Raw genomic sequence first — 13,465 nt, 5'->3', positions numbered from 1 at the left:
CCTTTCGGTTGTCGTTGCGGACCGCCCTGTCGGAGCAGTCTGCTCAGCCCTTGACTCCACCGGCGAGGCCTTCGACCAGGTTCCGCTCCACGAGCAGGAACAGGGCGATGAGCGGCAGGGTGGTAAGGATGCCCAGTGCCATCAGTTCGCCCCAGGACACCTGGTACTGCCCCACCAGCGAGGTGATTCCCAGCGTCACCACCCGGTTCTCCGGTGAGCTGGTCAACGACAGGGCGAAGAGGTACTCGTGCCAGGAGCCGAGGAAGGCGTAGAAGAAGACGGCGCCGATGCCCGCCCGCGCGGACGGGGCTACCACCCGGAAAAGGGCACCCACTTGGCCGCACCCGTCGATGAGCGCCGCCTCGTCGAGTTCGCGGGGCACCTTGGCGATGAATCGCCGCAACAGCCAGGTGGCGATCGGCATGGTGAGCGAGACGTGGGTGACGATCAGCACCAGCAGGGTGTCGAGCAGGCCCAGCGTCCGGAAGACGAGGAAGTACGGGATGACGAAGAGGATCGTCGGGATCATCTGCGCGAACAGCAGGAGCAGGACGAGGAGCTCACCCCATCGGCTGGCCAGACGTGACAACCCGTACGCGGCGAGCAGCGCCACGGTGGTGCTCACCGTTGCCGACACGCCGGCGACCAGCAGGGTGTTCCCCATGATGACGGTGAAGTCGGCGCGGGTGACGACCGCGACGAAGTTCTCCAGTGTGGGGCTCGACGGCCACCAGGTCACCGGGCTGGTGTAGATCTGGGTGGCCGGCTTCAACGCCGTGGACAGCATCCAGAAGAAGGGCAGGAGCGCGAACAGCAGCAAGCACGCGACGAGTGTGTACCTGATCGCGGTGCCCGTCAGACGGGATAGGTGGTACAGCCGCGTGGACCGGGTCGCCATCATCAGTCCTCCTCGCCTCGCGCTGCCATGCGCATGAGAAACAGGGTGGCGATCAACGCCAGCACGAACATGAGCGCCGCGAGTGCCATCGCATCGCCGAACCGGTGATACTGGAAGAACAGCCGGTACACCTGGGTGGCCAGAACCTCGGTCGCGCCAGCGGGGCCGCCGCCGGTGACCACGTCGATCATCGCGAACTCGCGGAACGCGTACAGGCCCTCCAGCGTGCCGACGAGGATGAAGATCGGTCGTACGCCCGGCCAGGTGATCGACACCAGACGTCGCAGCGGTCCGGCACCATCGACAGCCGCCGCTTCGTGCAGCTCTGCGGGGATGGTCTGCATCGCCGCGAGCAGCATCACCATGATGAACGGAAAGCCGCGCCAGACCTGGGCGAGGATGATGATCCACGGCGCCAGCTGAGGTTCACCCAACCAGCTGACCGGCTGGTCGATGATTCGCAGTTGTAGTAACAGTCCGTTGAACGCACCGGCGTTGGAGTCCATGATCCATCGCCACAGCAGTGCCGTGACGACCGTCGGAATCACCCACGGGAACATGAACGCGCTGCGCATCACCCGGCGCCCGGCCAGCCGCCCGTTCAGTAGAAGGGCGGCGCCGAAGCCGAGCGTCAGGGCCAGAACCACGGAGCCGAGGGTGAAGCGCAGTGTGTTGACCAGCGGACCGGAGAGGGTCTCCGGGCGCGCCAGAAGCGACTCGTAGTTCGTCAGGCCGGCGAACTTGAGCGAGAACAGGTTGTTGACGTCGGCGAAGCTCGCATACAGGGCGAACAGGATCGGAAAGGCGAGCAGGCCCACCATCAGAACGAGGAGCGGCCCGAAGAAGACCATCCGGATCCGCAGCGACGCCCTGGGACGGGCAACGGCCCGCCCGGCACTCCGGGCATCTCTGGGGGTTTTCTGCCGCCGCGGAGGGTTCTTTGTTGCGCTGTCCATGATCAGCTTCCCTCCTGGTTCTCCTCCTCGACAGGCCGAGGGAGGAGAACCAGACATCGGGCCGGGCGGTGGTCAGAGTGCCTTGAGTTGGTTGCAGGCGGACTGGAATGCCCGGTCCACGGGTTGCTGGCCGGTCACGGCGGCCTGGTACGCGGTAATCAGGATCTGCCGCATCTCTGCCATGTGCGGCCCTCGAGGACGAACAAATCCACCTTCCTCGATCAGCGTGCTGTAGGTGGACAGCAACTCGTTCTCGGTGACCGTCGGCGAGTTGAAGACAGCCGTGCGTGTGGGGACGAATCCGCCTGCCTCGGCACTGCCCTCCTGAGCCTTGTCGGTGCTCATGTACTTGATGAACTCCCAGGCCGCCCGAGGATTCTTGGCGTTCTTGGGGATAACGAAGATAAGGGCGTCCTGGTTCGCCCCGGTTTGTCCCCCAACTTCCTTCGGAGGCATGCGGGTCACCCCGATGCTGTCGCCGATACCGGGGTTGTTGCCCTCGTAGATGCCGAGACCCCAAGGACCATCGGTGACGAAACCGACGTCGCCGGCGGCGAACTGGCGGGTCAACTCGTCGTAGCCGATGCCGGACGGGTTCGGGACCAGGCCACCCTCGGTGTAGAGCGCGGTCAGCCAGGCGAAGGTCTGCTCCGCCTGCGGGCTGCACATCTGCGCGACATACTGCGCCGGATCATCCAGCTTCACGCCACCGGCGACGTACCACGCCCAGTGCCGTTCGAAGCTGGCGGCGTCCTTGCCCTGGAACACCATCGGTGTCTTGCCGGACGCCTTCACGGTCTGCAGCGCCGACCGGAAGTTCGCCCAAGAACTAACTGCGTTCTCGACGTCGACGCCGGCCTCGGCCAGCACCTTCTTGTTGTAGTAGAGGGCGTCGCTGGTGCCGTCCTCGATGGGAACTCCCCAGAGCTTGCCATCCCACTTGGCCAGGTTCCTGGCGGATTCGGTGAAGGCACCGGCGAACTCGGCGCCTTCGGCCTGCCAGTACTCGTCCACCGGCAGGAGGTAGTTCGCGTAGTCGGCGATCTCGGAGGTGGTGATCGCGACGATGTCGGGGGCTGACCCACTCAGCGCGGTGTTGACCAGCTTGGTGCCCTTGTCCGCGAAGGGAACCGGCTCACCGGTGACCTTGATGGCGCTCTGACTCGCATTGAAGGAGTCGATCCAGCTCTGGTGCAGCTGGCCGAGTGCGCCCGGGTCGGCGAGCCGCCAACTGAGGATCGTCACGCCCCCGGAGGGCGGCCCCGACGAGGCCGCATCCGGCTCCCCGGACGAACACGCGGTAAGGGCGATAGCCACGGCCGTCATGCCGGCTATAGCTACGTGAGGCTTCGGACGCATGGTCGCTCCTTGCGTACGGCGTGGTGGGTTGACGTCGGCGGTGTGGAGGTTGCTTAATCGAATAATAGGACGTCCCAGGCTTACTGCCAACCACCCACTTCGACTACCGACTGTAACTACAAGTCCGCACAAGAGGCAGGTGCACTCACTGTGGGAGCTTCACTACCCTTCGCCGGCATCCGCGTAGTGGATGCCTCGCAGGTGCTCGCCGCGCCCTACGCGGCCTACCAACTCGCCCTGCTCGGAGCAGAGGTAATCAAGGTGGAAAGGCCGTGTTCTCCTGATTTCGTGCGTAACGTCGGCACAGACCCGAGCCTGAACGACCAGGGCATGGGGACTCAGTTCCTGACCCAGAACGCGGGAAAGCGGTTCTTGACGCTCGACCTCAAGGACGAACGCGGCCGGGCGGTGCTCAAGGAACTCGTGCGACGAAGCGACGTGTTCCTCACCAACGCCCGGCCCGGCGCCTACGAGCGGCTCGGCATCGGCTACGCAGACCTCGCGGCCATCAATCCCGGGCTGATCCACTGCGGCATCTCGGCGTTCGGCGCCCGTGGTCCCAAGCGGGAGCACACCGGATACGAAAACGTCGTCCAGGCAACCTCGGGCTACATGTCCGCCAACGGCGACCAGCGCACTGGCCCCCTGCGCCAGGGATCGCCCGCCATCGACTACGCCACCGGAATCACCGCGGCCTTCGCCATAGCCAGCGCCCTCTTCCACCGGGACCGCACCGGCGAAGGAACGTCTATCGACGTCGGCATGATCGACGTCGCCGCCATCCTGATGGCCTGCCACGTCACCTCGCACCTTCGCGACGGGTTCGAGCCCACACCGACCGGGAACACCATGGCACTGGCCACCACGTCCACCTACCCGACCCGAGCCGGCTCGATCATGCTCGGTGCCTGCAACAAGGATCAAATGACCAGACTGTGGACCCTGCTCGGCCACCCGGAGCTGATCAAGCCCGACCCGTTCAACTCCCCCACCGCCGACTTCGACCGAGAGCACGCCACCCTCTCGAAGATCATGCTCACCCGCACCGCCGAGGAATGGGAAGAACTACTCCAGAGGAGCCACATCCCCGCGGCCCGCGTACGAGGATCACTCGCCGACGCGCTCAGCGACGTCCAATACGCCGAACGTGGCGCCTTCACACCAATCGCCGTGCCGGGCATCGACGGACCGATCGGCGTACCGCTCCTGGGCTTCATGCTCAACGGCGCCGCAACTCTGCCCAACCGGCCACCACTGCCAGAAGGCTCACATTCCCGCGACATCCTCCGCGAACTCAACTACTCAGAAGACGCCATCGCCGACCTGCTGGACGCTGGCGTCACCTCCGTACCACCTACCGCACACCGCGAAAGTTGACCTCGCCCCCCGGTCCATCCTCGTCGATACGGTAGTCGTGATCTCGATCGTCGCCCAGCGCAGGACCTGACCGACGGCGACCGTGATGCGCTCACCGGCATCGCCGGCCGGGCCCGCGACCAGGGCCTGACCGTCGACATCGGCGGCGACGCGCTGCAGGCCCCGACCGAGCTGGGCGACGACACCGGCACCCGGGGGGTCACGTTGACAACGTGGTCGGCCCGCCGCGGTCGAGCAACCTGCCAGGGGCGTCTGCCGGTCATTTGTGAGCTGAGGTGTGTGTCTGCTTGCGGCGGCGGTGTTCGGCGACCCGGGTGCGTGATGCGCAGGTGGTGGAGCAGTAGCGGCGCGGGCTGCCGGGGCCGGTGCCATGGTAGAGCTTGCGGCAGTTGGCGGCCGCGCATTCGCCCCAGGTGGCGCGGCCGTGCTCGGTGAGGATCTGCGCCAGGGCCAGGGCGCTGGAGGCCAGGAACCAGTCGGCCCATCCGGCGTCGCCGCGGTCGACGTGCAGGTGCCAGGGGTGGCCGTCGTGCCGGGACAGGCGGGGGGCGGCGGCGTGGTCGGCCAAGAGCTCGTTGAGGGCGACGGCTGCCCGGTCGGTGTCGCTCTCGGTGAGGATTTCGGTCATCTTCAGAGCGGCGCCCCTCAGCTCCCGGAGGTCTGCGTCGGACAGTGCCGCTTCGGTCAGGTCCTGCGGGCCCTCGCCGTGGTGGGCCAAGAGCGACACCGCCACCTCGCGCGGCAGTTCGGGATGGGTTCGTACGGCGTTCGCGAGGTCGATCAGGCGCTGGACGGCCTGGAAGCCCTGGCTTGTCACGTCTGCACTCCTTGATCCGCGGTCCGGACGGCGGGTGGGCATCGAAAATACATACACCCTCGACTGTAACGTCTTGCAATAAGATCCCGCTACTTGGTGGAGGTGGCGATGTCAGGGCGGTCGAGAGTGCTGCGATACCTGGTGACCGCGTTCTTCGCGCGGCTGGCCGATGAGGGCATGGCGGTGGCAGTGGTCATGCTGGCCATAGACCGTACGGGCAGCGCGGCGCACGGGGCGTTCGTCCTGACGGCCTGGATGGCCCCCCATGTCTTTGCGGCTCCGCTGGCCGGCGCCGTGGCAGCACGTGCACGCCGGCCCCGGCTCTTCTACGCCGGCGCGCTCGGTGGCTTCGCCATGGCGATTTCCGCCCTGGCGATCAGCATCGGACGCATTCCCCTTCCTCTGGCCCTCACCATCGCGGCGGCCGGGGGCTGCTGCGGGCCGATCGTCTCCGGCGGCCTGTCCAGCCTGATCACGCGGTTGCTGCCGGCGGGCGGGGAGCGCAGCCGCGCCTACTCCTGGGACGCCATGACCTACAACGCCGCCGCCGTCGCCGGCCCCGGAACCGCCGGGCTGGTCGCCTCGGCCCTCTCCCCGGCGACGGCGATGCTCGTCCTGTCGGCGGCGGCGGCGTGTGCCTGCGTGCTGACGGCACTGCTCCCGCTGCGCACTGGCGTCGAGGGCTCACCGGTGGTGCCGACGCGGCTTCGCAGGGACATGGCCGACGGTGTGAGAACGGTCTGGCAGGAAAGGGAACTGCGTGCCATCACCGCGGCCACCTGCCTGGCCTTCACCGGTATCGGTGCACTGACCACGACCAGCGTCCTTCTCGCCACAAGCCTGGGAAGCGCGGGAGCCGGCGGCTTGCTGATGACCGCGTTCGCGGTCGGCGCCATGGCCGGCACGCTCGGCATGACCCGTCTGCGGCCGACCGTGTTGCCGCAGCGGTTGGCTGTCATCGGCCTGCTCGGTACCGCTCTCGGGCTCGCCGCCGCGGCGCTGGTCTCCTCCGTCCCCGTCGCGGCAGTCTGCTTCGCCGCGGCCGGTGCGTGCGACGGTCTCGTCCTTGCCGTGACCCTCCGCATCCGCGCCGATCACTCCCCGCCGCAGTTGCGCACGCAGGTGTTCACCATCGGGGCCGGGCTGAAGATCTCCGCTGCTGCTACCGGTTCCGCTCTCGCCGGGCTGGCCACCGTCGGCACCGCACACTGGTACCTGACCGGCATCGCCCTCCTGCAGGCGGCAGCAGCACTGCTGTACACCCTGGTCAGGCGATGCTCGTGCTCGCCATGTTCGCCGCAGGAGCCGTCACGATCGCCACGACGCAGACCCGTCACCACGACCAACACCGCTGCCAGACCCGACAGCGAAGCGCCTCGGGTTCCATGAGGGCTCTGACGATGCCGCCCGAAGATGGAGACGGCTACCGGTGTGCCGTGCGGTAGGCGTCGAGCACTTCTTGTGGGATACGGCCACGTACGGAGACCTCGAAACCATTCTGGGCGGCCCAGTCACGGATCTCACGATTCTCCTGACGCCTGTTGGGGGCCGTCGCGGATCGGCTGGCCGGCCGGCTCGTGGGCGAGGCCGGTCCGCTGCGGCCGAGTCGCCGGCCGGCTTCGATGTACGGGTCGAGAGAGGTGCGTAGCTTGCCGGCGTTGGCCTCGGACAGATCGATGGTGTACTTAACACCGCCGATTCCGAACTCGACGGTCCGGTCAGCCGGCTTCCCGTCCAAGTCGTCGATGAGCGTGGTGATTACCTGCCTGGCCATGGGGTCTCCTGTTACGTCAACGCGAGTACGTGCCGGAGGGCCGGTAGCGTCCTCCTCAGCTCGAACGACAATCGCTGGCCGGCACTGCGACAAACGTCGGCTACCGCCCACCCGAGTTCCGCAGTTCGTAGGAACACAAGCATGATCGGGTCGGGGTCGATGCTGGTCACGGGCTCGCAGATGCCTCGGACTGGGCCGGCGGATCCGAAAGTGTAGTAACACGACCTGAGATTCACATCTTGTTCTGCCAGTGGTGATGTGGTTTCTTCGTAGTCATGTATCTGCGGTTCACCTCGCGGACCAACGCCGACGGCAGCGTGGTGCGCTACGTCGCGTTGGCACACAACCGGCGCGTGGACGGCAAGATCAAGCCTGATGTGCTTATGAATCTGGGCCGCGTCGACCGGGTCGACGTCGAAGGGCTGCGCCGGCTCGCCGCGTCGATCGACAAGCACTTCGGCGAAGACGGCGCGGGTGCGGAAGCGGGCCTGGCGGCCGGAGCGGGACCTCTCGACGTCGTCGACGCACGGTCGATCGGGTCGACATGGCTGCTCGACGGGTTGTGGCGGCGCCTCGACGTCGGCGCGGCGGTGCGGGCGGCTGCGGACGCGCGTAGGTTCACCACGAACATGGAACGGGTGCTGTTCGCGCTGGTCGCCAACCGAGCTGTGGCGCCGATGAGCAAGCTGTCGGCCGCCGAGTGGGCCGGGCAGGACACGGTCATCCCGGGCCTGACCGGTATGGACGACGACCACGCGTACCGGGCGATGGACCTGCTCATCGACGCCGATACCTGCGGCCGGGTGCAGGAGGCGGTGTTCTTCGCCGTGGCCAACCTGTTCAACCTTGAAGTCGACCTGTTGTTCTTCGACACCACCAGCACCTACTTCGAACGCGACACCGAAGACGACGGCGACGATGCGTTTCGCCGGTTCGGGCACTCCAAGGACCACCGCTCGGATCTGCCGCAGATCGTCATCGGCCTGGCCGTGACCAAGGAAGGCATCCCGGTGCGGTGCTGGTGCTGGCCCGGCAACAGCAATGACCAGGCCGTGCTGGCCGAGGTTCGCGACGACATGCGCGACTGGAAGCTCGGACGCGTGATCACCGTGGTCGACCGCGGGTTCTCCAGCGCGGACAACCTGGCCTACCTGCGCCGCGCCGGCGGGCACTACATCGCCGGGATGCGCATGCGTGACGGCAACCCCCTCGTCGAGCGGGTCCTGGCCCGCCAGGGCCGCTACCAGCAGGTCAAGGACAACCTGCGCGTCAAGGAAGTACGCATCGACGGATCCGACGTGCGGTTCGTCATCTGCCACAACCCCGACCAGGCGATGCGTGACAAGCAGCACCGCGACGACGCGATCGCCCGCGTCGAAGCCGAACTCGAACGCATCCGTGACCAGCGCGAACGCGACGCCAGACGACCCGTCGCAGACAAGGCCCGTAAGAAGAACGAGGCGGCGCACGCCCGCGCCGAGTGCGCCCTGCGCGACCACCCGACCCTGGGCCGGTGGCTCGTCCAGCAGCCCAACGGACGACTGAAGGTCAACAAGGCCAAGGTCAAGGCCGAGGAACGCCTCGATGGCAAGTACCTCATCGCCACCTCCGACCCGCACATCAGCGCCGAGGACGTCGCGCTGGGCTACAAGAACCTCCTCGAGGCCGAGCGCGGGTTCCGCGACCTGAAGTCGCAACTGCTGCTGCGGCCGGTGTTCCACCGCCTCGAGCACCGCATCCGCGCCCACGTCCTCATCTGCTGGCTGGCCCTGCTGCTGATCCGCGTCGCCGAACGCGCCACCGGCCAGACCTGGCGAAACATCAACCGGCAACTCGGACGAATCAGCCAGGTCACCCTCGCCGGGCCCGCCGGCACCGTCGTGCAGACCACCCCGCTGAGACCCGAACACAAGGCCATCTACCAGGCACTTTCCGTCCAGCCGCCGGCCCGGGTCACCGCCTTCGACCCCCAGTAGCCAAGATCAGATCCTGGCAAGAGGGCGTAGACACACGCCTCTTGTTCGACGCACGTCAATCTTCGCTGCTCCACATCCAGATTCCGATGATCGTTGAACTACAAACTGCGGAACCCGGGGCCCAGACCCGCCACCCACAACGATTCCCGCGACCACCCCAGCCGCCCAGACTCCCGCCACGGTCTGGATCAACCGACCCGTACTACAAATACTAAAACGATCTCGCCTTACTGATCCACGTTCGGGACGTCACCCACGACGAAGACCGCTCCCAGATCCGCACCGGCACCGGACCACAAGTCATGACCGCCCTGCACAACGCCGCCATCGGCGCGCTACGCGCCGCCGGCGTCACCAACATCGCCGCCGCAACCCGCCACCACGCCCGCGACAGCAGCCGCCCACTGGCACTACTCGGCATCACCTAACGACTTTGCCGAGGCCCTGGGTGGGCGGCCCGCTCGGTGTCGCAGAGCAGCCCGTCGAAGTCGAACAGGAGCAGGCGCAGTGGCATGGATCAGCACCACCGTAAGAAGGGCGCAACCGGCGCGGCGGCCGCTGCGGATCACCGCCCCAGACAGCCAAGGCAACACCGTGAAGCAGACCATGCCAACGGCGTACCGACTGAACTGACCCTTCTCAACAGGGAGGTGCCCGCAGTCTCGGCTGCGGACACGTCTTCTCTGTGACATGTCCTCAAGGGCGTTCATCAATGGGCTGTCGCTGCCCGGCGAAGCGACTCCGCCCTCGGCGGCGTGCGAAGTCTCCTCATGGTCAGGCATTCTCGAAGGTGATGCCCCGCCGGTCGACCGACACCTGCTTTTCCACCACGGTGCCCAACTCCGTGGTGTACCAGCAGTAGAACGGCGTCGCGCCGAAGGGGAACACCGCCTGGTCGGGCATCGCGGCGTCGCACATCGCAGTGCCCGGCCGGGCGTTGTTGTTGGCTGCTTCGCTGTTCCACAGAAAACCCACATTCGGCCGGGACAGCACGCCGACCGAGGCGACGGCGGACCAGGTCATGTACTGGTCGGCGATCGACACCGTCACGTCCATCGGCACCGCGAGGTCGTCGAACTTCACCGTGCACCTCGCCGTCACGTTGCCGGTCAAGAACTTCTTGTTGCAGGTCACGGACGTATGCGCCGGCGAGCCGGCCTGGTTCAGCACCTGTTGCTGCAACTTATACATGATCTCCGCGTGCGGTGTACCGGGAGCGCCGTAGTCCGTGGTCGTGGCGGGGCCGTCAGCGGTGTACGGGTTGGCGCTCGGCATCAGCCGGCCGGGCCGGGGCGGCTCGGCCGGCGACGAGGAAGGCGCGGTCGCGGCCGTGTCAGGACCCGAGCAGGCGACGAGGGCAAGTAGCAGCAGCGGTCCGAGGCTCATACGGAAAGATCGCATCTGGTCAGGATATCGACGAACACCACCTTGACCGGAGTACGACAAACAGCCGCGTCGGAGCAACTTCATTCCGGCAGAAGACCGTCAACCGTCACCCCGCCATGATTCGCGCTGTCGGCGAACGCGCCCTGCTGGTCGGCCGCCCGGCGGGATGCGCGCTCGTGGCGGTCGACTGCTCGGGCGTGGGCGATCGCGAGCAGCCGGTCGATCTCGGGCCGCATCTGCGGGCCGGGCATGACGATGCTGCCGAAGCCGTAGAGCGCGTAGCCCGGGTGCGGCACGACCATGTCCACCCGGGCGAAGTCGAACTCATCCCGGTGCGCAGCGAATTCCTTGGGCGGAAAGGCGAACACGCGCTCGAATTCGGCTCGGCCCAGGTCCCAGGTTGAGCCGGAAGACGCCGGGGCGGACGAAATGGGAGGGCTCGTCGAAGACCGACACATCATGTTCGACAATGAGCCTCTTTCATCGTGATCAGGTCTGGTCTGGGCGGGACGGGCGGGGATGGCGTGTCGCTGCTCCAGATAGGACGAAGCTCCCGGCAGGACAGCAGTCGACCAAGACACACCGTCCGCCACGGGAGCTTCGTTGCTTGCCTATCCTGCCAGCATCCCGCTTTCCACGCGCAGCCTGACCCGCCTGACCGACCTGATCCGGGCCCGCAGGCTCTCGCTCGGCAGCCGGTGGCGCCGGCTACCTGCGCAGCGGCAGGCGTTGATGGCCCTGGCCCACCTGCGCAACGGCGACACCCTCACCCGCCTGGCCGCCGGGTTCGGGGTATCGGTGACCACCGCGTGGCGATACCTGCGGGAAGCCGTCGACCTACTCGCCACCTGCGCACCAGACCTCGCCGTAACGATGCCGAGGCCACACGGCTGGCGTTCGCGATCCTGGACGGGACGCTGATCCCAATCGACCGGGTCGCCAACCAACGGCCCTACTACTCGGGAAAACACAAGCGACACGGAGTCAACGTGCAGATCCTGGCCGACCCCGCGGGCCGGCTCAAGTGGGCCTCGGCCGCGCTGCCCGGATCGACGCACGACGTGACCGCGGCCAAATCCCACGGCCTCATCGAGGCCCTGACCAGCGTCGATGTGATGACCTTCGCGGACAAGACATCCGATGGGCGTAACTGTCAAACAGCGACCGCTTCGGTCGAGGTCGGGAAGGCCACCGGCTCTCGGTAGTGCTCCCGTGTTTGCAGGCAGTGGTGCAGGCAGCCGAGGAAGCGGTTGAACAGGCGGCGGAAGGTTGCGGCGTGGCCGTCTCCGGCGGTTCGGCGCCGGTCGTAGTGGGCTCGCCACGCCGGGTGACAGGTTGAGTGCTGACAGTCCCCAGGTGAAGCCGACCGCGGCGAGTCTGTCGTTCTTGATCCGGCGTTGCGAGACGATGAGGCTGCGGCCGGAGGCACGGGTCACCGGTGCCGCGCCGGCGAAAGCTTTCAAAGATCGCGCATCGGCGAATCGGGTACGGCCGTCGCCGATCTCGGCCAGCAGTCGGGCGCCGGCCTGGGCTGCGATGCCGGGAAAGCTGGTGATGATCTCGTAGTCCGGGTGCTGTCGGAACGACGCCTCGACTGCCGCCGACAAGTGGTCGATGGTCTCGCACTGCGTGGTGAGCGTGGCGAGCAACCGCAAGGCTTGGACGCCCATCGCCTGCTCGACGAGCGGATCCTGACGTAGGTGGGGCCGGCGCAGGATCGTGTGAAGCTCGGCGGCGACCTGGTCGATGTTGCGGGAACGGCCAGCCCTGCGCAGCGCGGCCGCGATACGGGCCGTGGACGCCGTGAGCGCCGCGGCGGGAGTCGGGGCCAGCTCGATCAGGACTCGAGTCAGCGGCGTGGCCAAGCTGCCGCTGCGGTTGGCGGCAGCCTCGAGCATGGCCGGGTAATACTCGCGCAGCAGGGACCGCAGCTCGTTGCCGGCCCGGGTGCGCCGCCACGTGGCGTCCTGGCAGGCCCGGGCGAGGACCGCGATCGAGCGGGCGAGTTCGGTGTCAACGGGCAGCGGCCAATGCACGTGCAGTCAGCGTGATCAGCACCGCGGGCAGCTTCGGCCAGGAGCACCCGGCCTGGACCAGATAGACGATCGCGGCCAGGACTGCCCGGCCATCAGCCCGCCGCTTCCCACCACCCTGCGGCCGCACCGCCGGGACCGGGATCAACGGCTGGGCTTCCTGCCAGAAGTCGTCCGGAGCCCCGGTCCGCACCATGTCGTCCGCATCGACCATCGCGCAAAGAGGATGGCAAGCCAGCACATCACCATCTGAGATGGGGACACCATGATCAAAACCAACCCGGACAGGCCTTGCCGCCGCTGGACGGGCCGGGACGCGAGGGATGCTCGTCGCACGAGCACCCACCGACCACCCAACCATCCACAAGAGACGGAACGAGCAAGGGGCCTGACCAGCATTCCAGCAGGTCAGACCACTATTGATCTTGCGCGCCCGAAGGGACTCGAACCCCTAACCTCTGATCCGCAGGTCTTTGGCCTGCCTCGCGCCCGCGACAGAGCGATGCCCTCACGTTCGCTGAGCGACAGATAGCGGCCCGACACCGTCGGCGACATGGAAGGATTCACGCCGCCAGCGTGCCGGAACCACCGGAATCCGACCGGCGACGGCACGCCCTCTGCCACGGCCGCGTCCTCGGTCATCACACCGCGACTGATCGCAGCCCAGAATTGACCCGGTCCTCACGCCACGCCACTGTCGGTCGACCCGGCGAGGGAATCTGACCCCGATACTCCCGAACCCGCTTCTGCCCCGGCCCACTGCCCACCGCTCCACCTCTCCGACAAGGTGTTGCGACGATCAGTTGGATCCGCCCAGTGATCGCGTGTACGACCGGCAGCCAAGGCCGCAGGAGCGGAGTCAGCAGGTGTTCCCGCAGGCTGGCCAGCT

12 protein-coding genes and 3 pseudogenes are annotated in these 13,465 nt (G+C 67.1%); 5 read left to right on the top strand and 10 right to left on the bottom strand.

Going from position 1 to position 13,465, the window contains the following annotated elements:
- Nucleotides 1–43: 43 nt before the first annotated feature.
- The 3 genes from QCD66_RS11590 to QCD66_RS11580 form a co-directional block, all read right to left on the bottom strand.
- A complete protein-coding gene (locus QCD66_RS11590; RefSeq protein ID WP_375736535.1) occupies nucleotides 44–820 on the bottom strand; it encodes a carbohydrate ABC transporter permease in 777 nt (258 codons plus the stop codon).
- Between the two features lie 80 nt (nucleotides 821–900).
- Nucleotides 901–1,749 (bottom strand): carbohydrate ABC transporter permease, encoded by an 849-nt coding sequence (locus QCD66_RS11585; protein ID WP_375736536.1) that lies wholly within the window; start codon nucleotides 1,747–1,749, stop codon nucleotides 901–903.
- A gap of 177 nt (nucleotides 1,750–1,926) precedes the next feature.
- Entirely contained in the window at nucleotides 1,927–3,099 is a 1,173-nt protein-coding gene (locus tag QCD66_RS11580) for an extracellular solute-binding protein (protein WP_375736537.1), read from the bottom strand.
- Between the two features lie 264 nt (nucleotides 3,100–3,363).
- Between QCD66_RS11580 and QCD66_RS11575 the strand changes: the two genes are divergently transcribed.
- A complete protein-coding gene (locus tag QCD66_RS11575) occupies nucleotides 3,364–4,590 on the top strand; it encodes a CaiB/BaiF CoA transferase family protein (RefSeq protein ID WP_375736538.1) in 1,227 nt (408 codons plus the stop codon).
- A 259-nt stretch (nucleotides 4,591–4,849) separates the two neighbouring features.
- On the opposite strand, the gene QCD66_RS11570 is transcribed toward QCD66_RS11575, so the two are convergent.
- The gene (locus tag QCD66_RS11570; protein WP_364223174.1) at nucleotides 4,850–5,407 is read right to left on the bottom strand and encodes a CGNR zinc finger domain-containing protein; all 558 of its coding nucleotides are present in this window, start codon (nucleotides 5,405–5,407) and stop codon (nucleotides 4,850–4,852) included.
- A 141-nt stretch (nucleotides 5,408–5,548) separates the two neighbouring features.
- Between QCD66_RS11570 and QCD66_RS11565 the strand changes: the two genes are divergently transcribed.
- Nucleotides 5,549–6,796 carry an MFS transporter gene (locus QCD66_RS11565; RefSeq protein WP_375736539.1) on the top strand — a complete coding sequence of 416 codons (1,248 nt, stop codon included), beginning with the start codon at nucleotides 5,549–5,551 and terminating at the stop codon, nucleotides 6,794–6,796.
- A gap of 34 nt (nucleotides 6,797–6,830) precedes the next feature.
- On the opposite strand, the gene QCD66_RS11560 is transcribed toward QCD66_RS11565, so the two are convergent.
- Nucleotides 6,831–7,181, bottom strand: coding sequence for an Lsr2 family protein (locus tag QCD66_RS11560; protein WP_375736540.1), 351 nt, complete (start codon nucleotides 7,179–7,181; stop codon nucleotides 6,831–6,833).
- A gap of 275 nt (nucleotides 7,182–7,456) precedes the next feature.
- Here QCD66_RS11560 and QCD66_RS11555 point away from each other — a divergent pair, with 275 nt between their 5' ends.
- Both QCD66_RS11555 and QCD66_RS11550 read left to right on the top strand, forming a co-directional pair.
- On the top strand, nucleotides 7,457–9,157 hold the full coding sequence (locus QCD66_RS11555; protein WP_407566753.1) for an IS1634 family transposase: 1,701 nt from the start codon (nucleotides 7,457–7,459) through the stop codon (nucleotides 9,155–9,157).
- 302 nt (nucleotides 9,158–9,459) lie between these two features.
- Complete coding sequence (locus QCD66_RS11550; protein WP_375735569.1) at nucleotides 9,460–9,585, top strand: hypothetical protein; 126 nt, start codon at nucleotides 9,460–9,462, stop codon at nucleotides 9,583–9,585.
- Nucleotides 9,586–9,931: 346 nt separating this feature from the next.
- Here QCD66_RS11550 and QCD66_RS11545 read toward each other — a convergent pair whose 3' ends face one another.
- Both QCD66_RS11545 and QCD66_RS11540 read right to left on the bottom strand, forming a co-directional pair.
- Nucleotides 9,932–10,558 (bottom strand): hypothetical protein, encoded by a 627-nt coding sequence (locus QCD66_RS11545; protein WP_407567116.1) that lies wholly within the window; start codon nucleotides 10,556–10,558, stop codon nucleotides 9,932–9,934.
- 65 nt (nucleotides 10,559–10,623) lie between these two features.
- Entirely contained in the window at nucleotides 10,624–10,911 is a 288-nt protein-coding gene (locus QCD66_RS11540; protein WP_375735567.1) for a DUF6194 family protein, read from the bottom strand.
- Nucleotides 10,912–11,146: 235 nt separating this feature from the next.
- Between QCD66_RS11540 and QCD66_RS11535 the strand changes: the two are divergent.
- Nucleotides 11,147–11,688: pseudogene (locus QCD66_RS11535) on the top strand (transposase family protein); the annotation flags it as partial.
- A 288-nt stretch (nucleotides 11,689–11,976) separates the two neighbouring features.
- Here QCD66_RS11535 and QCD66_RS11530 read toward each other — a convergent pair.
- The 3 genes and pseudogenes from QCD66_RS11530 to QCD66_RS11520 all read right to left on the bottom strand — a co-directional run.
- Nucleotides 11,977–12,213, bottom strand: a pseudogene (locus QCD66_RS11530) (transposase); the annotation flags it as partial.
- 343 nt (nucleotides 12,214–12,556) lie between these two features.
- Nucleotides 12,557–12,790: a transposase gene (locus QCD66_RS11525; RefSeq protein ID WP_364223205.1), complete on the bottom strand. Its 234-nt coding sequence runs from the start codon at nucleotides 12,788–12,790 to the stop codon at nucleotides 12,557–12,559.
- A gap of 266 nt (nucleotides 12,791–13,056) precedes the next feature.
- Nucleotides 13,057–13,343, bottom strand: a pseudogene (locus QCD66_RS11520) (IS30 family transposase); the annotation flags it as partial.
- Nucleotides 13,344–13,465: the final 122 nt, after the last annotated feature.

The sequence above is a fragment of the Polymorphospora sp. A560 genome (genome assembly GCF_045781765.1).
GTDB classification, from domain to species: Bacteria; Actinomycetota; Actinomycetes; order Mycobacteriales; family Micromonosporaceae; genus Polymorphospora; species Polymorphospora lycopeni.
This window is presented reverse-complemented; position numbering and strand designations above follow the sequence as displayed.